A 20,847-nucleotide genomic window follows, 5' to 3' on the forward strand; every position below is an offset into this window, starting at 1 on the left:
CACGTCGACGGCATCCGTGACATCCGACGCGGCGGTCAGTCCGCAGGCGAGCCGCCGCGGGCATGAAAAAAGCCGCAGGCCCGCGAGGGCGCTGCGGCTGATCGAGCCGGAACGGTGCCGTTTACTTGAACAGGTCCTTGACCCGGTCCGTCCACGTCTTGGCGTTGGGCGAGTGCTTGTCGCCCCCCTTCTTCAGCGACTCGTCGAGCTCCTTCAGCAGCTTCTTCTGGTGCTCGGTGAGCTTCACGGGCGTCTCGACCGCGATGTGGCAGTACAGGTCGCCCGGGTAGCTGGAGCGCACGCCCTTGATGCCCTTGCCGCGCAGCCGGAAGGTCTTGCCATGCTGCGTGCCTTCGGGCAGCTCGATCTCGGCCTTGCCGCCCAGCGTCGGCACTTCGATGCCGCCGCCCAGCGCCGCCGTGATCATGGACACCGGCATCGTGCAGTGCAGGTCGTCGCCGTCACGCTCGAAGATGTCGTGCTGCTTGATGCGGATCTCGATGTAGAGGTCGCCCGCCGGGCCGCCGTTCACGCCTGGCTCGCCATTGCCCGCCGAGCGGATGCGCATACCCTCGTTGATGCCGGCGGGGATCTTGACCTCCAGCGTCTTCTGCTTCTTGACCTTGCCCTGTCCGCTGCAGGTCATGCAGGGGTCGGGAATGATCTTGCCGGTGCCATGGCAGTGCGGGCAGGTCTGCTGGATGCTGAAGAAGCCCTGGCGCATGTGCACCGTGCCGGAGCCGCCGCATGACCCGCAGGTCTTGGCCGACGTGCCCGGCTTGGCACCGGAGCCGCCGCAGGTCTCGCAGCTCTCCCAGCTCGGGATGCGGATCTGCGTTTCCTTGCCGCGCGCGGCTTCCTCCAGCGTGATCTCCATCGCGTAGCTGAGGTCGCTGCCGCGGTAGACCTGCTGGCCGCCGCCGCCACGGCGCTGGCCGCCCTGACCGCCGAAGATGTCGCCGAAGATATCGCCGAAGGCCTCGGCAAAGCCGCCGAAGCCCTCCGCGCCCGGGCCGCCGCGGCCGGCACCCATGTTGGGGTCCACGCCCGCATGGCCGTACTGGTCGTAGGCCGCGCGTTTCTGGGCGTCGGTGAGCATCTCGTAGGCCTCCTTGGCCTCCTTGAACTTCTCCTCGGCGGCCTTGGCCCCGTCACCCTGGTTGCGGTCAGGGTGGTATTTCATGGCCAGCTTGCGGTAGGCCTTCTTGATCTCGTCCTCGGGGGCGTTTTTGGCGACGCCGAGGACTTCGTAGTAATCGCGCTTGGACGCCATGGCTGTCTTTCAAGGCAAAGGCCCGGGTGCGCCGTGAGCGCTCCCGGGCCGTGAAGTCACGGGAGGGCTTACTTGCTGTCCTTGACTTCCTTGAACTCGGCGTCCACGACGTTGTCGTCGGCCGGGCGCTTGGCTTCGCCTTGCGGGGCGGCCTGCGGTTGCTCGGGGGCAGCACCCGCCGCGGCGCCAGCGGCGGCCTGCTGGTCGGCGTAGATCTTCTCGCCCAGCTTCTGGCTGGCCGTCATCAGCGCCTCGGTCTTGGATTCGATCGCGGCCTGGTCGTCGCCCTTGATGGCTTCTTCCAGCTCCTTGGCGGCCGCCTCGATCTTGTCCTTCTCGCCGGCATCCAGCTTGTCGCCATGCTCGCTCAGCGACTTGCGCACGCTGTGGACCAGGCCGTCGGCCTGGTTGCGGGCCTGCACCAGCTCAACCTTCTTCTTGTCCTCGGCCGCATTGGCCTCGGCGTCCTTCACCATCTTCTCGATCTCGGCCTCGGACAGGCCCGAATTCGCCTTGATGGTGATCTTGTTTTCCTTGCCGGTGCCCTTGTCCTTGGCGCCGACGTGCAGGATGCCGTTGGCGTCGATGTCGAAGGAGACTTCGATCTGCGGCGTGCCGCGCGGCGCCGGCGGGATGCCTTCGAGGTTGAACTCGCCCAGCGACTTGTTGGCCTGCGCCAGCTCGCGCTCGCCCTGGTAGACCTTGATGGTCACGGCCGGCTGGTTGTCGTCAGCGGTCGAGAACGTCTGCGAGAACTTCGTCGGGATGGTCGTGTTCTTCTTGATCATCTTCGTCATCACGCCGCCCAGGGTCTCGATGCCCAGGCTCAGCGGGGTGACGTCCAGCAGCAGCACGTCCTTGCGCTCGCCGCCCAGGACCTGGCCCTGAATGGCGGCACCGACGGCCACGGCCTCGTCGGGGTTGACGTCCTTGCGCGGCTCCTTGCCGAAGAACTCCTTGACCTTTTCCTGCACCTTGGGCATGCGCGTCATGCCGCCGACCAGGATGATGTCGTCGATGTCGGCCACGGACACGCCGGCATCCTTGATGGCCGTGCGGCAGGGGGCGATCGTGCGCTCGATGAGCTCATCCACCAGGGATTCCAGCTTGGCGCGGGTCAGCTTGACGTTCAGGTGCTTCGGGCCCGACGCGTCTGCCGTGATGTAGGGCAGGTTGACGTCGGTCTGCGACGAGTTGGACAGCTCGATCTTGGCTTTTTCGGCGGCTTCCTTCAGTCGCTGCAGGGCCAGCACGTCCTTGGTCAGGTCGACGCCTTGTTCCTTCTTGAACTCGGTGACGATGTAATCAATGATGCGCTGGTCGAAGTCTTCGCCGCCGAGGAACGTGTCTCCGTTGGTAGACAGCACCTCGAACTGCTTCTCGCCGTCGACGTCGGCGATCTCGATGACGGACACGTCGAACGTGCCGCCGCCCAGGTCATACACGGCGATCTTGCGGTCGCCCTTGCCATGCTTGTCAAGGCCGAAAGCCAGGGCCGCAGCGGTGGGCTCGTTGATGATGCGCTTGACGTCGAGGCCAGCGATGCGGCCAGCATCCTTGGTGGCCTGGCGCTGCGCGTCGTTGAAGTAGGCCGGCACCGTGATGACGGCTTCCGTCACTTCCTCGCCGAGGTAGTCCTCGGCGGTCTTCTTCATCTTGCGCAGCACTTCGGCCGAAACCTGCGGGGGCGCGTACTTCTTGCCGCGCACTTCCACCCACGCGTCGCCGTTGTCGGCAGCGGCGATGGTGAAGGGCATCAGGTCGATGTCCTTCTGCACTTCCTTCTCGCTGAACTTACGGCCGATCAGGCGCTTGACGGCGTAGAGCGTGTTCTTGGGGTTGGTCACGGCCTGGCGCTTTGCCGAGGCGCCAACGAGGATCTCGCCGTCTTCCTGGTAGGCAATGATGGACGGCGTCGTGCGAGCGCCTTCGGCGTTCTCGATCACGCGCGTCGTGTTGCCTTCCATGACCGCCACGCACGAGTTGGTCGTGCCGAGGTCAATGCCGATGATCTTTCCCATTTGTTCTGCTCCTGAAGAGATGCTTGGATGCTGTTTGATTTGTGGATAACTCGGCCGCGTTCAAGGGGCGGCAGGCTGTGAATTACTTCGGCGCCGCGACAGTCACCAACGCCGGGCGCAGCACGCGATCGGCAATGAGGAAGCCCTTCTGCAGCACCGTCACGACCGTGTTGGCGTCCTGCTCGGCGGGCACCATCGAGATGGCCTGGTGCTGATGCGGGTCGAACTTGGTGCCGGCGGGCGGGTTCACCTCGATAACCTTGTTGCGCTCCAGCGCGCTGGCCAGTTGGCGGCGCGTGGCGTGCACGCCCTCCAGCACCGTCTCGACGGCGGCGCCTGGGGTGGCGATCGCAGCTTCCATGCTGTCCATCACCGGCAGCATCGCCTCGGCGAAGGCTTCGACGGCGAACTTGCGTGCCTTGGCGATGTCTTCATCGGCGCGGCGGCGCACGTTCTCGACCTCGGCCTTGGCGCGCAGGTAGGCATCGCTCATCTCGGCGAGGCGACCTTCCAGCTCGGCGATCTTGATCTCGGGGTTCAGTTCAGCGGCCGTGGGCTCGGTGGCGCCGGCGCCGTCTTCGGGCAGGGGGGTGTCGGTCGTCATGGCAAAAAGGGGTCGGAATCGCGCTGACGTGGGGCGCGATGTCCCGGTTTCAAGAGGGGAGATCGGAAAAGGTTTATCCGGGTCAACCCGGATCGTCCAAGTCATCGACCGAAACCGACCACCGTTCCCAATCCGCCAGGCGGCGGCGGTCCTGCTTGGTGGGGCGGCCCTGTTCGATGGCGGCGGCGGGCTCGGGTGCCAGGCGGCGCGCCTCGGCCGCTGCCTCTCGGGCCGTGATGCTGGCGGACGTCTCGGCGTAGAGCAGTTGCGCCTGTGGCGCCGGGCCGCGCTGGGCGGACAGGCCCTTGACCTCCACCTCGCGCGTCACGGCGCCGGTGCGGATGGTCAAAAGCTCGCCCACCTTGACGTCCCGCGCCGGCTTGACCGGCTGGCCGCCCACGCGCACGCGGCCGAGGTTGATCTCCTCGACGGCCAGGGCGCGTGTCTTGTAGAAGCGGGCTGCCCAGAGCCACTTGTCCAGCCGCATGCCGGACGAGGCGTCGCTCATTCGCGCGCTCCGGCGGCCAGTGCACGCTGGTGCTGCAGCGCCAGCGTGTCCGGGTGCGGCGCGTCGGTCGGCCAGCCTTGCAGGTGGCGCTCGGCCAGCGTGGCCAGCGCGCGCATCCCGGCGGGATGGTCGTTCAGGCAGGGGATGTAGCCGAAGCGCTGGCCGCCGGCGGCCAGGAAGGCGGCGCGGGCCTCCTGGTTGATTTCTTCCAGCGTCTCCAGGCAGTCTGCCGAGAAGCCGGGGCAGATGAGGTCCACCGTCTTCAGGCCGCCCTGGGCGAGCTTGACAAGGCTGGGCTCGGTGTAGGGCTCCAGCCACTTGGCCTTGCCGAAGCGGCTCTGGAAGGTCACCAGCCACTCGCCGTCCTTCAGTCCCAGCGACTCGGCCAGCAGCCGGCCGGTCTTCAGGCATTCACAGTGGTACGGGTCGCCCAGGTGCAACGTGCGCTCGGGCATACCGTGGAAGCTCATGACGAGCTTGTCGCCGCGGCCTTCGCGCTGCCAGTGCTCGCGCACGGTCTGCGCGAGGGCGGCGATGTAGGCCGTGTCGTCGTGGTAGCAGTTGATGAAGCGGAGTTCGGGCACGTGGCGAGTCTGCAGGGCCCAGTGGGCCACATCGTCGATGACGCTGGCCGTCGTCGCGCCGGAGTACTGCGGGTAGGCCGGCAGCACGAGTACACGGCGCACGCCTTCGCGCTTGAGGGCGTCCAGCGTAGCGGCGATGGACGGCTCGCCATAGCGCATGGCGAAGGCCACCCGCACTCGCAGGCCGCGCTCGCCGAGGTAGCCTTGCAGCAGCTTGGCCTGCTTGCTCGTCCACACCTTCAGCGGCGAGCCCTCTGGCGTCCAGACGGTGGCGTATTTGGCGGCCGACTTGGCTGGCCGCACGCGCAGGATGATGCCGTGCAGGATGAGCGCCCAGACGAGCTTCGGGATCTCGACGACGCGCGGGTCGGCGAGGAACTGCGCGAGGTAGCGCCGCAGCGCGGGTGCGGTGGGCGCTTCCGGCGTGCCGAGGTTGCACAGCAGCACGGCGGTGTCCGGTCCGGACGGCGTGGCGCCGTGGCGATGCGACGGTTCAGGAAGGAAGGGCATGTCGGTTGTTGGCGGGTCGAGCGCCGGGGCGCGGGTCGGCCCGCGTCATCGGCGTGTGCGGGAGGCGCCGAAGGCCTGCGGCTCGGTGTCGGCGAAGTGCAGCACCTCGAAGCGCACGATGGGCGACAGCTCGTCCGTCGGCGGGCCACCCAGGCCGATGACGCCGCTGCCGTGCAGCGTGCAGCTGCCGCGCTTGAGGCTGAGCAGCTCACCGGAATCGCCGAAGCGCACGTAGGTGCCGTTGTAGGAGAGGTCGGTCAGCTCGAAGCTGCTGCCCTGCCAGTCGATGCGGGCGTGCGAGCGAGACACGCGCGCGTCGGTGATGCAGTAGGTGGCCTGCACGCTGCGGCCCAGCACGATGGGCATGGCGCCGATGTCGAACACGCGGTCCAGGTCATGCCAGATGAGTCGCATGCCGTCAGGCTCCACCGAGCGCATCGGCTCGCCGAACTGGGTGGCGGCGGCGTCAGCGCTGGCTAGTGGCGACGCGTCGAGCCGGTAGACGTGCACGGCCTCGACGCGGCCCCGGACGGAGATGCGATCCAGGCTGCGGAAGCGACCCTTGGAGGCGTGGTGCAGGCCGGCCAGTACCTCGGCGGTGACGAGGATTTCGCCGTCGCCCGCATGGTCGATGAGCCGGGCCGCGACGTTGACCGCGTCGCCGAAGCAGTCGCCGTTGAGCTCGACGACCTCGCCGCGCGCAAGGGCCACTTGCAGGCGCAGCGCCAGCATGGCCGGGTTGCTGAGCCGCCGCGCGCGCTGCACGGTCTTCTCCAGCAGTTCCTGCATGCGTTGCGCGGCTCGCACGCCGTCGCGCGGCGTCTCAAACGCGGCCATCAGGCCGTCGCCCAGCGTCTTGATGAGCTGGCCGCCGCTTTCCAGGACGGCCTCGCTGATCTGGCTGACCGTCTGCGTCACGAGAGAGCTGGCTTCGGCATTGCCGAGCGACTCGTAGAGCCCGGTACTGCCGCGCAGGTCGGCAAAAAGAACGGTGCGCTCGCGGATCGCGGTCATGAAGGGAGTTTAGGCCGTCAAAAAGGCCGGACGAGCCGGCCTTTGTGCATCACAGGTTGCCGTCGCAGCAGGTGCGGAGCTTGCGCCCTGCCTCGCGATGCGAGTCAGGGCGCAGGTCGCGTTGCCGCTGCGCGGCAGTTCGCTGGCGCGAACCACGTCCTGGCCAACCTTTACAGGTTGTCCAGATACGTGCGCAGCTTGTCCGAGCGGCTGGGATGCTTCAGCTTGCGGATCGCCTTGGCCTCGATCTGGCGGATGCGCTCGCGGGTGACGTCGAACTGCTTGCCGACTTCTTCCAGCGTGTGGTCGCTCTGCATCTCGATGCCGAAGCGCATGCGCAGCACCTTGGCCTCGCGCGGCGTCAGCGAGTCGAGGATGTCCTTCACCACGTCGCGCAGGCCGGCCTGCATGGCGGCCTCGATGGGCGCCGTGTTGTTCGTGTCCTCGATGAAATCGCCCAGGTGGCTGTCGTCGTCGTCCCCGATCGGCGTTTCCATGGAGATCGGCTCCTTGGCGATCTTCATGATCTTGCGGATCTTGTCTTCCGGGATCTCCATCTTCTCGGCCAGCGTCGGGGCGTCCGGCTCGTAGCCGAACTCCTGCAGATGCTGGCGCGAGATGCGGTTCATCTTGTTGATCGTCTCGATCATGTGAACCGGGATGCGGATCGTGCGGGCCTGGTCCGCGATGGAGCGCGTAATGGCCTGGCGGATCCACCACGTCGCGTACGTCGAGAACTTGTAGCCGCGGCGATATTCGAACTTGTCCACCGCCTTCATCAGGCCGATGTTGCCTTCCTGGATCAGGTCCAGGAACTGCAGGCCGCGGTTGGTGTACTTCTTGGCGATGGAGATCACGAGGCGCAGGTTGGCCTCGATCATTTCCTTCTTCGCGTCACGAGAGGCCTTCTCGCCCTCGTTCATCTTCTTGTTGATGTCCTTCAAGTCGTCCAGCGGCACGACGGCCTTGGCCTGGATGTCGATGAGCTTTTGTTGCAGCTCCTGCACCGGCGGCAGATTGCGGCTCAGGATGGTGCTGTACGGCTTGGCGGCGGCGACTTCCTTCTCGGCCCACTTCAGGTTCAGCGCGTTGGGCGGGAACGTCTTGATGAAGTGTTCCTGCGGCATGCCGCACTTGTCGACGACGATCTTGCGCAGCTCGCGCTCGTAACGGCGGACGTCGTCCACCTGGCTGCGCAGGATGTCGCACAGCTTCTCGATGGTCTTGACCGTGAAGCGGATTGTCATCAGCTCGGCACTGATGGCCTGCTGCGCCTTGTTGTACGACTGCGACTTGTAGCCTTCCTTCTCGAAGGCCTTGCGCATCTTGTCGAAGGAGACGGACATCGAGTCCAGCTTGACCAGCGCGGCGTTCTTCAGCTCTTCGAGCTTCTTCGTCAGCGCCTTGGAGCCGCCGTTGCCATCGTCGTCGTCTTCCTCGTCGAACTCGTCGAAGTCTTCCTCGGCCACGTAGTCGTCGGCCTCGTCCTCGGCCACGAAGCCGTCGACGACGTCGGAGATCTGCATCTCGCCGGCGCGGATCTTGGTGGCGTATTCGAGGATGTGGGCGATGGTCGTCGGCGAGGCCGAGATGGCCAGCATCATGGCCTGCAGGCCGCCTTCGATGCGCTTGGCGATCTCGATTTCGCCTTCACGCGTCAGCAGTTCCACGGTGCCCATCTCACGCATGTACATGCGCACCGGGTCGGTCGTGCGGCCGAACTCGGAGTCCACCGTGGACAACGCAGCTTCGGCGGCTTCCTCGGCTTCCTCTTCCGTCGACGTTGCGGTCGTGCTGCCCTGGATCAGCAGCGTGGCGGCGTCGGGTGCCTGCTCGTAGACGGCGATGCCCATGTCGTTGAGCATCGACACGATGGCTTCGAGGATTTCTTCGCTGACCAGCTTCTCGGGCAGGTGGTCGTTGATTTCCTGGTGAGTCAGGAAGCCACGCGTCTTGCCCATCTTGATGAGCGTCTTCAGCTCGCTGCGGCGCTTGACGGCTTCCTCTTCGGTCAGCGCGGTCTCTTCCAGGCCGAACTCGCGCATCAGCGCGCGCTCCTTGGCGCGGCTGACCTTCATGCGCAGCGGCTTGGCCTTGACGGTCTCTTCCTCGACAACGGCTGCTTCTTCGGCCTCGGGCTCCTCGCCCTCCAGCTCGGCGTCGATGTCGGAGAAGTCTTCCTCTTCCTCCTCGCCACCCTTCTTGGCCGCCTTCTTGTTCTCGGTGGCGGCCTTGGGCTTGCGACCGCGTTTGGGCTTGTCCTCGTCACCTGCGGCTGCCTTGGCGGTCGTCTTCGCGGCGGCCTTGGCCACCTTCGCGGGGGCGGCCTCGGCAGCGGCCGTCTTGGCAGCCGGCTTCTTCTTGAGCTCTTCGGCAGGAGCGGGGGCGGCCTTGGTCGCGGTCTTCTTGGCGGTCATGCAGGTCCTTCGAGGGGTTGCGCGGTCAATTCAGAAATGCGGCAGCCACCGCTGCCGGCCCGGGCACGGACTTGAACCGGCGGGGCTGGGGGCGGTGGCTTTCATCACCGGGTATCGCTGGTGCGAGGGACCCGGTGTGGCGCGAACAAGCTGGCGTGATCGTTTGGAGTGCAGAGGTGGCGGATGTGGTGGCCTTCAAAACTCGTCGGTTGCCTTGTTTCGCAAGGTGGCCGGGCCCGGCATCTCTCTGCCGTCACTCTTGTTGACGCGCGCGGAAAACACAGGATTATCTGCCAAATTCACCCCGAATTCAAAATCCGGTGTTCCGGCCGGGCTATGCCGTTGTCGAGCCGCCGCGTCCGCGCAAATCATCCGCCTGGGCGCGCAGTCGACGGTAGTGCTGCATGTCGGCATCGTTCAGCGGCGTTCGGTTCAGAATGTCAGTGATATCGGCCTGGATTTGCGCGATCCAGAGTTCACGCAGCGCCGCGGACAATTGCTGGGCCGGTTCCGCGTCTTCCCCGAGATCGCGTGCAGCGCGCATGACGAGGGCTGCCGATCCGGCGAGGCCATCGGCTTCGAGGCTGGTCTGAACTGCCGCCCATGGCGCCGACCCGTGATGGGTCATTCGACGCTCCAGCCACCGCATGAGGTCGCCATGGACACCAGCCAAGTCATGCAGCAGCGAGCGGTCCTCGTCGGTCAGGTGGTCCCAAAGCTCGTTGTACTGAAGCAAGAGGCGCACCGCAGTGTCGGTATGCCCCGTCGGTGTTGCCCTCGGTCCTGCGGGTCGCGCATCGTCGTCGCGGCCCTTGCGTTTCCAGTCGCCTTTACCTTTCCACTCGCCTTTGCCTTTCCACTCGGCCTTGGGCTGCCAGCGCGGACGTTCGGCCTTGCCGGCTGACGCCGTCTGGGCCTGGTCCGGTGCTGGTGCTGGCGCGGCGGCGGCAGCAGGCTCGCCCAGCCAGAGCGCCTGTAGCTCCACTTCGGCCATCTGCCCCTGTCGGGCCAGATCGCCCAGCAACTGGCGGCGCAGCAGGCCCTCGGGGAGCAGGCTCCACAACGGATGGGCCTGCTTGAGCATGCGGGCGCGACCTTCCGGGGTGCCAAGGTCGCAACCTTCGGAGGCGACCGTGTACAGCTGGCGCGACAGCGGCACGGCACCTTCGACGCAGCGCTCGAAGGCCTCAGCGCCGAGGTCGCGCACATAGGAGTCCGGGTCGTGCTCAGGCGGCAAGAACAGAAATCTCACCGTTCTCGTCTCGGTCGCGTGGGGCAGGGCGGCTTCGAGCGCGCGCACGGCGGCGCGTCGGCCGGCGGCGTCGCCGTCGAAGCTGAAGACGACCGACTCCGTGAACCGGAACAGCTTGTGAACGTGGTCGGCCGTGCAGGCTGTGCCCAGCGTCGCGACGGCGTTGTCGAAGCCGTGCTGGGCTAGGGCCACGACGTCCATGTAGCCCTCGACCACCAGCGCATAGCCGCGCTGGCGCAAGCCGGTGCGAGCCTCATACAACCCGTACAACTCGCGGCCCTTGTGGAAGACCGGCGTCTCGGGCGAGTTCAGGTACTTGGGTTCGCCCTTGTCCAGCACGCGGCCACCGAAGCCGATGACCTCGCCTTGAACGTTGCGGATCGGGAACATGACGCGGTCGCGGAAGCGGTCGTATCGCTTGGCGTCCTCGCCGGGTTCGACGTCCGGCGTGATGACGAGGCCTGATTCCACCAACTGCGGGTCGTCGTAGCTCGGGAATCCGCTGGCCAGCGACCGCCAGCCCTCCGGCGCATAGCCCAGGCCGAAGCGGGCGGCGATCTGGCCGGTAAGGCCGCGGCCCTTGAGATAGGCCACCGCGCGCGGCGATTTGCGCAGCTGGGCCTTGTAGAAGTCCGCCGCGCGGGCCAGCACATCGGTCAGACTCTGCTGCTTGGCCTTCTCGGCCTTGGCCTTCTCGCGTTGTTCGGGCGAGCGTTCGTCCTGTGGCACCTGCATGCCCACCTGCTGCGCCAGGTCCTCCACGGCCTCGACGAAGCCAGCGCCGGTGTGCTCCATCAGGAAGCCGATCGCGTTGCCGTGCACGCCGCAGCCGAAGCAGTGGTAGGTCTGGCGGCTGGGGCTGACGGTGAAGCTGGGCGACTTCTCGCCGTGGAAGGGGCACAGGCCCTTGTGGTTGATGCCGGCTTTCTTCAGTTCGACGTGCCGACCCACCACGTCGACGATGTCGACGCGGGCCAGCAGGTCGTGGATGAAGCCGGGTGGAATCACCCCGTCAGTTTAAGGACGGAGTCTGGGTGGGCGGTTTGAGCGGGCCGGCCCAGTCGTTGCCGACGAAGCCCTCGATCCAGTCCGGCAGTGCCATCGGGTGCATCGCCGCGGCGATGCCGTTGCCCTGGCCCAGCCGGCAGCCCAGGCGCTGCAGCTCGCGGGCATGGGCCCGGCTTTCGACGCCCTTGGCCAGCACCGCGCAGCCGATGTTGCGCGCCAGGCCGATGACGCTCTCCACCAGCGACAGGTCCTGGGCGTCACCCAGCATGCCTTGCACATAGCTGCGGTCGAGCTTCAGCGTGTCCACCGTCAGGCGCTTGAGGGAGGCCAGGTGCGAGTAGCCGGCACCGAAGTCGTCCAGCGCGATGCCCACGCCCAGCGCCAGGCAGCGCTGGATGAGTGCCTGCGTGGCCTCGGTTTCGGCCAGGGCGTCGGACTCCAGCACGTCCAGGTTCAGCAATGCCGCCATGCCCGGTGGGTGGCGCTGGATGAGCTCCTGCAGGCGCTGCGGGAAATCGGGCCGGCACAGCTGCCGGGCGCCGACGTTGACGCTGACCGGCAGGCCGCGACCGCCGTTGATGCCGTCGCGCCGCCAGGCGGCTGCCTGGGCCAGCGCCTGCTCGATGACCCAGTCGCCGATTTGCACCGCCAGGCCGGACGTTTCCGTCAGCGGCAGGAAATGCGCGGGCGTCAGCAGGCCGCGCTCCGGGTGGCGCCAGCGCAGCAGCGCTTCTGCGCCCATGACCAGGCCGGTGCGCAGGTCGATCTGCGGTTGGTAGTGCAGCTGCAGCTCGTCGTTGTCCAGCGCATGCTGCAGCTGCGCCAGCGCGATGAGCGCGGCCTCGTCGCGCTGGTGCAGTGCGGGGTTGTGGAACTGCACGGAGCTGCGGCCCGCGTGCTTGGCCCGGTACAGCGCGTGGCCGGCGTGGCGCAGCAGAGTTTCGGGGTCGGCGTCGTCCAGCGGGAACAGCGTCGCCCCCATGCTGGCGCCGATCTCCAGTGCCAGCCCGTCGCCAACGCGGCTCTCGCGGATGGCCACCGGCGTGGATAGCAGGCCCAGCAGCCGGTCGACGGCGCGCTGGCCTTCCTCGGGTGTCTGAACGCGCAGCAGCACGCCGAACTCATCGCCGTGCAGCCGTGCGAGCCGGTCGGCCGTGTCGGGCCGCGAGCCGCGCGCGCCGCGCAGTGTGGACTGCAGCCGGCCGCTGAGCTGCAGCAGCACCGCGTCTGCCACCAATTGGCCGTGCTGGGCGTTCACGCTGGCGAAGTCGTCCAGGTCGATGACGCCGATGACGAGCTTGAAACCGTCGCGGTTGGCTGCGGCCATTGCCTCGGGCAGCAGGCGCATGAATTCCTCGCGGTTGGGCAGGCCGGTGGCGAGGTCGTAGCGCAGGCTGCGGCGCAGCAGCTCCTGCTGGCGCAGGCTCTCGCCCAGGTCGCTGAGGCTCAGCAGCCGCCAGCGTGCCGGGGCGTCATCCGGTTCGGGCACGGGGCTGAGCCGGGCGGCGAAGACGTGGTGGCCGCCGTCATCCAGCTCGGCCTGAAGCTGGCCGCTCCAGCTGCGGCCGGCCATCAGGGCGGCCTGGAGATCGCCCGGCTGGTAACCGCTGCGCTGCAGGTTGGCCACGCTCAGCGGCGCCGCCAGCCGGCCGATCAGCGTCTCGCGGGTGGCGTGCAGGATCTCGCAGCCGGCGGGGTTGACCTCGACGATACGCCATTGCATGTCGACGATGACGAGGCCCTCCGTTGCCTGCTGGAACAGCGTGGCCGAGAGCCGCTCGCGCTCCTCGGAAGCGTGGCGCCAGCTCACGTCGGCCAGGGTCATGACGAGGTTGCGGGCGCGCCCCTTGCGGTCGCGCTGCGGCACATGGGCCTGCAGCTCGTGCCAGCGCCAGTCGCCGCCATCGGCTGCGATGCGCAACGACAGGCCCAGGCGGTCGTTGCCGGGCCGGCCCAGCAGTTCGCGCAACGCGCGGCGCGACAGCTCGCGGTCGCGCGGGTGCACGGCCCGCATCCAGTCCAGCGGGCCGTCGCTGGGCGCGGCGCCGGGTTCGGTCGTTAGCGCGACCCAGCGGGCAGACGCATGGCGCCGGCTGCTGGGCAGGCGCCATTCGGCGAGCGCCAGGCCCTGGGCGTCGAGCGCGGTTCGCCAGCCGTCGCGGTCACGGAGGCGGTGCTGGCTCAGCGCGATGACGGTTAGCGGCAGCAGGGCCAGCACGCCGCCGGCGACGTGGCTCAGTAGCCCCCCTGGCGTTCCCAGGGCCCACAGCGCCAGCAGGCCCACGCCCAGCTGCGCGTTGTGGCGGGGCGACGCCTGCCATGCGTGCAGGCATAGCAGCAGTTGCGGCGCCAGCAGCAGGGCCGGGTTGGCGGACAGCTCGTGTTGCGCAGCCTGCAGCATCACCGCGATGGCCGCCAGCGCCAGGCCCGGCCAGCGTTCGTCGCGCTGGGGGCGTTGTGAGCCGGCTTGCAGTGCCGTCCCGGCGGCCAGCAGCGCCAGCGCCCAGGCGCCGCCCAGTTGCAGCGCAACGGCCCCCGCCTCGGGGCGAGGCACGCCTCCGGCCAGTTGCATCGCCAAGGCCGACAGGCCCGCCAGCAGTGGCACCACGATGCCGGCGAGCAGCCCGAACAGGCCGATATCGCGACGACCGGCCAGCCGACCCGTCAGGCCCAAGCGGCGCATCAGCGTGCGGTTGAGTCCGGCAGCCACCAGCGGCAGGGCCAGCGTGCCGAGCAGCGGCGGGGACGCCAGCAGGCTCAGCGGGCTGGTGCCTGGCACGGCCAGCAGCGGGACGCTGCAGCCGAGCAGCAGCCCGGGCATCACGGCCGGCAACACCCAGGCGCCGAGCCGCCACAGCGTCGTCAATCCCAGCGCGACGATCAGCATGGGCAGGAACCATCCCGCCGCCGGCAGGCTGCCGGCGGGTTGAGGCAGGCGCAGCGCGGCGGGCAGCATCTGGCCGGCCAGCACCCAGGCGATCACGATGCCGCCCATCAACCCGGCCAATGCGGCCAGGCCCACGCGTCGCAGCCGCCGCGAACCACGTCGGTCCTTGATCCGGCGCGGCCCTGGCGGCAGCGTCGTGGTGGAACCCGGGTCCGACGCCGTCACGCCTGAAAGGCGGGTATCGAGGGAGTCGCCGAGGCTGGAACTCAGGTCCATGGCTCAGGTAGCCGCGCCCTGCGGATTCGGCGGGCAGAGGCGATGGAGGTGGTTGGCCAGAAGCCTCATTTCGTCGTTGCCTGCCCATGTCGTGCCCGGTTGAAACTCCTGGCAAGGCGGTGCAAGCGGTGTGACGAAAAGCATGCGGCCGAGTTTAGGGCGTGGGGCCGCAGCAAAAGAAAAGGGCCATCCCGAGGATGGCCCTGATTTGTGGGGGTGCGCTTGGCTGGGCGCGCCGCCGTTTCGGCGGATTAAGCCGGCTCAAACGGCAAAGTCGGTCAGCTTGGCGCCGCCGGCGATCGCCGCCTTCAGCCATTTCGGTTGCAGGCCGCGGCCGCTCCAGGTTTCGCCGGTGGCCTGGTTGCGATACTTGGCGGCCACCTTGGACACCTTGGCCGGCTTGGGTGTGCGCGTGCTCAGATCCGCCACCGTCAGGCCATATTCGCTCATCAAGGTTTTGACCTTGGAGATGGCTTCGGTGCGTTCCTTCTCCTTGGTTTGATTGATCTGTTCATCCAGCGCGGCGCGTTGGGCCAGGAGTTCCTTGAGACTGGACATGCTGCTATTCCTCTTGCGATTTGAGCGTTGAGACTCGCGGCGGTGGCCGCTGCGGCCTCGGAGCAGGCCGGCACACGAGCCGGCGAATATCTCCGTGGGGCGAATTAAATCGCGAGGAGGGGGTTAATGCAAGGGTTTTCGTGGGCGCCCCGCTACGGGTTTTCATTTGGAGCCCGCAGTTTGCAAACCGCAGCTGGCTCGCCACATGGTCGGCGCTGCGCTGCAGATACTCCAAGGGCCGGCGACTTGCGTCCCGGCCCTTGGCAATGTTTGCGAAGAAATGCGCAACAGCGGCGCTTTTAATCAGTTGCTGGGCGGCACGTAGCCGGCGACGGCCTCGGCGCCGGTGCCGAAGAAGAATTGGTCGGCCTGGCGCATCAGGTATTGCCGGGCGCGCAGGTCGGCGAGGTTCAGCCGGTTTTCATTGACCAGCATGGTCTGGTGCTTCATCCACGCCGCCCAGGCTTCCTTGCTGACGTTTTCCCACACCTTCTTGCCCAGTTCGGTATGGATGGGATACGGCGGGAAGTCCAGCCCTTCGGCTTCCTTCTTCAGATAGGCACATTGGACGGTGCGGGGCATGGCGGGCTCCTGAAACACGGGAAAGAGAAACGGCTGGCACTTTAGCCTGCCAGCCGTTTGGGTGAACTGCGTGGGGCTTCAGCCGTCAGCCGAATCGTTTGACGAGCACTAGCGAACGCCGGTCCCAGTTGTATTTGCGCTTGCGTTCCTCGGGCAGCCATTCCGGGTCGACCTGCTGGAATCCGCGTTTGATGAACCAGTGCATCGTGCGTGTCGTCAGCACGAAGATGCTGTCAAGGCCCATGGCCTTGGCGCGCTGCTCGATGCGCTTCAGCAACCTGTCGCCGTCGCCCTGGCCCTGTACCTCGGCCGACACCGTCAGCGCCGCCATTTCGGCCGTGCGGGCCTCGACATAGGGATATAGCGCCGCGCAGCCGAAGATGACGCCGTCGTGCTCGATGACGGTGTACAGCTCGGCGTCGCGTTCGATCTCCGTGCGGCTGCGCTTGACCAGTGTGCCGTCGCGCTCGAAGGGCTCGATGAGCTTGATGATGCCGGCCACGTCGTCGGAGCTGGCTTCGCGCAGGCTCTCCAGCTTTTCGTCGACGACCATGGTGCCGATGCCGTCATGGGTGTAGACCTCCTGCAGCAGCGCGCCGTCGGCCGAGAACGGGATGATGTGGGAGCGCTCCACGCCAGCGCGGCAGGCCTCGGCGCAGTGGCGCAGGTAGAAAGCGGCGTCCGTGGTCTCGGGGTAAGGCGACGCCTTGGCGAGCATGCGTTCCGCATCGGCCAGCGCCAGCTCGGTGTCGATGGGGCTGTCGGGGTCGGCCGGGTTCTCGGGCACGCCGGCCGATTCGCAGACGAACAGTAGCTTGTCGGCCTGCAGCGCGATAGCGGTGGCCGTGGCCACGTCTTCCATGCTCAGGTTGAAGGCCTCGCCGGTGGGCGAGAAGCCGAACGGCGACAGCAGCACGATGGCGCCGATGTCGATGGCGCGCTGGATCGCCGCGGCATCGACCTTGCGGACCAGGCCGGAGTGCTGGAAGTCCACGCCGTCGACGATGCCGACCGGCCGGGCGGTCAGGAAATTGCCGGAGACGACACGCACCGTCGCGTTGGCCATTGGCGTGTTGGGCAGGCCCTGGCTGAACGCGGCCTCGATCTCGAAGCGCAACTGCCCGGCGGCCTCCTGGGCACAGTCCAGCGCGACGGCATCGGTGATGCGGCGGCCGTGGCTGTAGCGCGGCTGCTGGCCCTTGGCGGCCAGCTGCTCGTTGACCTGAGGCCGGAAACCGTGCACCAGCACGATCTTGATTCCCATGGCGTGCAGGATGGCCAGATCCTGGACGAAGGCGTTCAGCTTGCCGGCGGCCACCAGCTCACCCGGCATGCCTACGACGAAGGTTTCGCCGCGGTAGGCGTGGATGTACGGCGCCACGGCGCGGAACCAAGGCACGAAGGTGTGGGGGAAGACGAGGCCGGTCATGGGGCGGGATTCTCGGGCCTGCGGGACAATCGGCTTCAATGAATTCCGAACGACCCGAGAGCCGGTTGTCTCAACCGGCTCTTTCCATTTCCTTCCCTGAAAGCCTGCCCGTCAGCGCGCGGCGCGACGAGATCGCGCAGGCGATGGCCGACCACCAGGTCGTCATCGTCTGCGGTGAGACGGGCTCCGGCAAGACGACGCAGCTCCCGAAAATCGCACTGGCGATGGGCCGCGGTCGCGTCAACGGCGGCGGGCTGATCGGCCACACTCAGCCGCGGCGCATTGCCGCCAGCAGCGTGGCCAAGCGCATCGCCGAGGAGCTGAAGACGCCGCTGGGCGAGGTGGTGGGCTACAAGGTCCGCTTCCAGGACCGGCTGTCCAAGGGCGCATCGGTCAAGCTGATGACCGACGGCATCCTGCTGGCTGAGACGCAGAGCGACCCGCTGCTGAAGGCCTACGACACGCTCATCATCGACGAGGCCCACGAGCGCAGCCTCAACATCGACTTCCTGCTGGGCTACCTGCGCGAGCTGCTGCCGCGCCGGCCGGACCTGAAGATTGTCGTCACGTCGGCCACCATTGATGCGGACCGGTTCGCGAAGCACTTCGAGTCGGCCAAGGGGCCGGCGCCGGTGCTGATGGTCAGTGGCCGCCTGTTCCCGGTGGAGCAGCGCTACCGCCCGTTCGAGGAAAGCCGCGAATACGACCTCAACAACGCTATCTGCGACGCGGTCGATGAGCTGTGGCGCGAGGGCGGCGGGGACGTGCTGGTGTTCCTGCCCGGCGAGCGCGAGATCCGCGAGGCGGCGGAGGCGCTGCGCAAGCATCACCCACCGGGCGTGGACATCCTGCCGCTGTTCTCGCGGCTCTCTGAAGCCGAGCAGAACAAGGTGTTCGAGCCGCACGGCGCGCGCCGCATCGTGCTCGCCACTAACGTGGCCGAGACGTCGCTGACGGTGCCGGGCATCCGCTACGTCATCGACCCGGGCCTGGCACGCGTCAAGCGCTACAGCTATCGGAACAAGGTCGAGCAGTTGCTGATCGAGAACATCAGCCAGGCGGCGGCCAACCAGCGGGCGGGCCGCTGCGGGCGCGTCAGCAACGGCATTTGCGTGCGCCTGTACAGCGAGAAGGAATTCAACGAGCGGCCGAAGTTCACCGACCCGGAAATCCTGCGGTCGTCGCTCGCTGGCGTCATCCTGCGTATGAAGTCGCTGCACCTGGGCGATGTGGAGCGCTTCCCCTTCCTGGAAGCGCCAAGACCGAAGGCGATTGCCGACGGCTACCAGCTGCTCAACGAGCTGGGGGCGACGGACGACAGCAACGAGCTGACCCCGCTGGGCAAGGAGCTGTCCCGCCTGCCGCTGGACCCGCGCGTGGGCCGCATGATCCTGGAGGCGCGCACGCGTGACGCTCTGACCGAGGTGCTGGTCATCGCGTCGGCGCTGTCGGGCCAGGACGTGCGCGACCGCCCGCAGGAGGCGGCCCAAGCCGCCGACGAGAAGCACAAGAAGTTCGACGACGAGAAGTCGGAGTTCATGGGCTACTTGAAGCTGTGGAAGTGGCTGGGCGACAGCCGCGGTGGCGAGGGGGAACACAAGCTGTCGCACCGCAAGCAAGAGGCGCTGCTGCGCGAGAACTTCGTCAGCCCGCGCCGCGTGCGCGAGTGGCGCGACGTGCACTCTCAGCTGCAGACGGTCGTGGCCGAGCATGGCTGGAGGCTCAACCAGAGCGCCGCGACCTACGAGCAGATCCACCTGTCCATGCTGGCCGGTCTGCTGGGCAACATCGGCCAGAAGAGCGATGACGAGGATTGGTACCTCGGCGCGCGCGGCATCAAGTTCTACCGCCATCCGGGCGCTCACCTGAGCAAGAAGCCGGGCCGCTGGATCGTTGCGGCCGAGCTTGTCGACACGTCGCGGCTGTACGGCCGTGGGCTCGCGAACATCGAGCCGCAGTGGCTGCCGCCCATCGCCGGCCACCTGATCAAGACTCAGCTGCTGGAGCCGCACTGGGAGAAGAAGGCCGCGGAGGTCGTGGCGCTGGAGCGGGCGACGCTCTACGGCATCGTGCTGTACAGCAACAAGCGCGTGAACTTCGGTCGTGTCGATCCCAAGGCCGCTCGCGAGATCTTCATCCGCGAGGGGCTGGTCAACGACGAGCTGCCGGAAGACCTCGTCCGGCAACTGCCGTTCATCGGCCACAACCGCCGCCAGATCAGCAAGGTCGAGGCGCTGGAGCACAAGTCGCGCCGCCAGGACGTGCTGGTCGACGATGAGCTGATCTACGCCTTCTACGACGACAAGCTGCCGGCGCATGTGTTCAGCGGCGCCACGCTGCTGAAGTGGTGGCGCGAGGCGAGCAAGGGCAATGACAAGCTGCTGCAGCTCAGCCAGGACGAGCTGATGCGCCACGAGGCGTCGGGCGTCACGAGCGAAGCCTTCCCCAAGGTCATCCGCCTGGGCGGCGTGGACTGCGCGGCGACCTATCTGCACCAGCCTGGCGACGCGCGCGATGGTTTGACGGTCACCGTGCCCATCTTTGCGTTGAACCAGGTCAGCGAAGAGCGCGCCGAGTGGCTGGTGCCCGGCATGCTCGCCGCAAAAGTGACGGCGCTGCTGAAGAGCCTGCACCAGAAGCCGCGCGCGCGCCTGACACCGCTGCCGGACTTCGTCGCCGAGTTCATCGAGCTGCAGCCGTTCTGCCAGGGTGGCCTGGTGGACACGCTGCTGCGCGCCGTGAAGGACCGCACCCAGCTCGCCGTTCAGCGCAACGATTTCAAGTTGGAGCAACTGGCACCGCACCTGTTCATGAACTTCCGCGTCGTCGACGAGCATGGCCGCCAGTTGGGCCAGGGGCGTCAGCTCGCGGCGCTGAAGGCCGAGCTGGGCGGGCAGGCGCGCTCCGCCTTCCAGGCACTCGCCGCCTTGAAGCTGCCCACCAAGGAAGAGGCGCCCAAGCCGGCACCCGCGCCGATGGCGGGCAAGGGCATACGCGCCGAGGTCGTCAAAAACCCAGAGCCGGCGCGTGATGCGAGCGCCGCCTACACCGACTGGACTTTCGGCGAGCTCCCCGAGCTGCTGGAAGTCCGTAAGGGCGGCCAGACGCTGATAGGCTTCCCGGCGCTAATCGACAAGGGCAACCATGTCGAGATCGAGGTGTTCGACGAGCCCGAGGTCGCCGCTGCCAGGCATCGCGCCGGCCTGCGCCGGCTGGTCGCGCTGCAGCTCAAGGAGCCGCTGAAGTTCCTCGAGAAGAACATCCCCGACCTGCAGCGCATGTCCGTCCTCTTCATGGGCCTGGGCACGGCCGAGGATCTGCGCGACCAGATCATCGGCGTCGCGCTGGACCGCGCCTTCCTGGCCGACCCGCTGCCCACCGACCCGATCGGCTTTAAGAAGCGCATCGACGAGGGCCGCAGCCGGCTGAACCTGATTGCGCAGGAGGTGGCGCGTGCCGTGCACGCCGTGCTGCAGGAGCTGGCCAACGCCAGCCGCAAGCTCAAGGACTCGCGACCGGCCAAGGACGTGGGTGACGATATCGCGGCGCAGCTGCAGCGGCTCGTGCCGAAGCGCTTCGCGCTGGACACGCCGTGGCCGCAGCTGCAGCACCTGCCGCGCTACCTGAAGGCCGTCACCGCGCGGCTGGACAAGCTCCGTGCCGATGCCGCTCGCGACGCCAAGCTGATGGCCGAGGTCAAGCCGCTGGAGCAGCGCTACACCCGGCGCGTCGCCGAACTGAAGGGCGTGAAGGACGCCCGGCTGGACGACTTCCGCTGGCAACTGGAGGAACTGCGCGTCAGCCTGTTCGCGCAGGAGCTGCGAACGCCGCAGCCGGTCAGCGTCAAGCGGCTGGACAAGGTCTGGACTCAGCTGACTGGCTGAGTGCTCCGGGCTGCCGCGTCGTGCGGCCGAATGTGAGTTG

13 protein-coding genes are annotated in these 20,847 nt (G+C 67.4%); 1 reads left to right on the plus strand and 12 read right to left on the minus strand.

What is annotated here, in order from left to right; all coding sequences use genetic code 11:
* Nucleotides 1–121: 121 nt before the first annotated feature.
* The 12 genes from dnaJ to argA all read right to left on the minus strand — a co-directional run bounded on the left by dnaJ (nucleotide 122) and on the right by argA (nucleotide 16,923).
* Nucleotides 122–1,273, minus strand: a complete 1,152-nt coding sequence (gene dnaJ, locus LXT13_RS02875; protein WP_233370092.1) for a molecular chaperone DnaJ — start codon at nucleotides 1,271–1,273, stop codon at nucleotides 122–124.
* A gap of 68 nt (nucleotides 1,274–1,341) precedes the next feature.
* Complete coding sequence (gene dnaK / locus LXT13_RS02880) at nucleotides 1,342–3,315, minus strand: molecular chaperone DnaK (RefSeq protein ID WP_349254821.1); 1,974 nt, start codon at nucleotides 3,313–3,315, stop codon at nucleotides 1,342–1,344.
* Nucleotides 3,316–3,376: 61 nt separating this feature from the next.
* Nucleotides 3,377–3,898: a nucleotide exchange factor GrpE gene (gene grpE, locus LXT13_RS02885; RefSeq protein WP_233370094.1), complete on the minus strand. Its 522-nt coding sequence runs from the start codon at nucleotides 3,896–3,898 to the stop codon at nucleotides 3,377–3,379.
* An 82-nt stretch (nucleotides 3,899–3,980) separates the two neighbouring features.
* Nucleotides 3,981–4,406, minus strand: coding sequence for an RNA-binding S4 domain-containing protein (locus tag LXT13_RS02890; RefSeq protein ID WP_233370095.1), 426 nt, complete (start codon nucleotides 4,404–4,406; stop codon nucleotides 3,981–3,983).
* Nucleotides 4,403–5,500, minus strand: coding sequence for a ferrochelatase (gene hemH, locus LXT13_RS02895; RefSeq protein ID WP_233370096.1), 1,098 nt, complete (start codon nucleotides 5,498–5,500; stop codon nucleotides 4,403–4,405). The genes LXT13_RS02890 and hemH overlap by 4 nt, the downstream gene beginning before the upstream one ends.
* A gap of 45 nt (nucleotides 5,501–5,545) precedes the next feature.
* The gene (locus LXT13_RS02900; protein WP_233370097.1) at nucleotides 5,546–6,514 is read right to left on the minus strand and encodes an adenylate/guanylate cyclase domain-containing protein; all 969 of its coding nucleotides are present in this window, start codon (nucleotides 6,512–6,514) and stop codon (nucleotides 5,546–5,548) included.
* Nucleotides 6,515–6,684: 170 nt separating this feature from the next.
* Nucleotides 6,685–8,931 carry an RNA polymerase sigma factor RpoD gene (gene rpoD / locus LXT13_RS02905; protein ID WP_233370098.1) on the minus strand — a complete coding sequence of 749 codons (2,247 nt, stop codon included), beginning with the start codon at nucleotides 8,929–8,931 and terminating at the stop codon, nucleotides 6,685–6,687.
* 334 nt (nucleotides 8,932–9,265) lie between these two features.
* The gene (gene dnaG / locus LXT13_RS02910) at nucleotides 9,266–11,191 is read right to left on the minus strand and encodes a DNA primase (protein ID WP_233370099.1); all 1,926 of its coding nucleotides are present in this window, start codon (nucleotides 11,189–11,191) and stop codon (nucleotides 9,266–9,268) included.
* Between the two features lie 4 nt (nucleotides 11,192–11,195).
* Entirely contained in the window at nucleotides 11,196–14,354 is a 3,159-nt protein-coding gene (locus LXT13_RS02915; RefSeq protein ID WP_233370100.1) for a putative bifunctional diguanylate cyclase/phosphodiesterase, read from the minus strand.
* A gap of 261 nt (nucleotides 14,355–14,615) precedes the next feature.
* Complete coding sequence (locus LXT13_RS02920; RefSeq protein ID WP_233370101.1) at nucleotides 14,616–14,912, minus strand: H-NS histone family protein; 297 nt, start codon at nucleotides 14,910–14,912, stop codon at nucleotides 14,616–14,618.
* A gap of 303 nt (nucleotides 14,913–15,215) precedes the next feature.
* Nucleotides 15,216–15,494 carry an oxidative damage protection protein gene (locus tag LXT13_RS02925; RefSeq protein WP_233370102.1) on the minus strand — a complete coding sequence of 93 codons (279 nt, stop codon included), beginning with the start codon at nucleotides 15,492–15,494 and terminating at the stop codon, nucleotides 15,216–15,218.
* Nucleotides 15,495–15,579: 85 nt separating this feature from the next.
* Nucleotides 15,580–16,923, minus strand: coding sequence for an amino-acid N-acetyltransferase (gene argA / locus LXT13_RS02930; RefSeq protein ID WP_233370103.1), 1,344 nt, complete (start codon nucleotides 16,921–16,923; stop codon nucleotides 15,580–15,582).
* A gap of 38 nt (nucleotides 16,924–16,961) precedes the next feature.
* On the opposite strand from argA, the gene hrpA reads away from it, so the two are divergent.
* On the plus strand, nucleotides 16,962–20,807 hold the full coding sequence (gene hrpA / locus LXT13_RS02935; protein WP_233370104.1) for an ATP-dependent RNA helicase HrpA: 3,846 nt from the start codon (nucleotides 16,962–16,964) through the stop codon (nucleotides 20,805–20,807).
* Nucleotides 20,808–20,847: the final 40 nt, after the last annotated feature.

The sequence above is a fragment of the Pelomonas cellulosilytica genome (genome assembly GCF_021353265.1).
Taxonomy (GTDB): domain Bacteria; phylum Pseudomonadota; class Gammaproteobacteria; order Burkholderiales; family Burkholderiaceae_C; genus Pelomonas; species Pelomonas cellulosilytica.

What these genes read in the sequence shown, in the direction of transcription:
- dnaJ (WP_233370092.1), bottom strand. Translation starts at nt 1,273, where the DNA reads ATGGCGTCCAAGCGCGATTACTACGAAGTCCTCGGCGTCGCCAAAAAC.
- grpE (WP_233370094.1), bottom strand. Translation starts at nt 3,898, where the DNA reads ATGACGACCGACACCCCCCTGCCCGAAGACGGCGCCGGCGCCACCGAG.
- LXT13_RS02890 (WP_233370095.1), bottom strand. Translation starts at nt 4,406, where the DNA reads ATGAGCGACGCCTCGTCCGGCATGCGGCTGGACAAGTGGCTCTGGGCA.
- hemH (WP_233370096.1), bottom strand. Translation starts at nt 5,500, where the DNA reads ATGCCCTTCCTTCCTGAACCGTCGCATCGCCACGGCGCCACGCCGTCC.
- LXT13_RS02900 (WP_233370097.1), bottom strand. Translation starts at nt 6,514, where the DNA reads ATGACCGCGATCCGCGAGCGCACCGTTCTTTTTGCCGACCTGCGCGGC.
- rpoD (WP_233370098.1), bottom strand. Translation starts at nt 8,931, where the DNA reads ATGACCGCCAAGAAGACCGCGACCAAGGCCGCCCCCGCTCCTGCCGAA.
- LXT13_RS02915 (WP_233370100.1), bottom strand. Translation starts at nt 14,354, where the DNA reads ATGGACCTGAGTTCCAGCCTCGGCGACTCCCTCGATACCCGCCTTTCA.
- LXT13_RS02920 (WP_233370101.1), bottom strand. Translation starts at nt 14,912, where the DNA reads ATGTCCAGTCTCAAGGAACTCCTGGCCCAACGCGCCGCGCTGGATGAA.
- LXT13_RS02925 (WP_233370102.1), bottom strand. Translation starts at nt 15,494, where the DNA reads ATGCCCCGCACCGTCCAATGTGCCTATCTGAAGAAGGAAGCCGAAGGG.
- argA (WP_233370103.1), bottom strand. Translation starts at nt 16,923, where the DNA reads ATGACCGGCCTCGTCTTCCCCCACACCTTCGTGCCTTGGTTCCGCGCC.
- hrpA (WP_233370104.1), top strand. Translation starts at nt 16,962, where the DNA reads ATGAATTCCGAACGACCCGAGAGCCGGTTGTCTCAACCGGCTCTTTCC.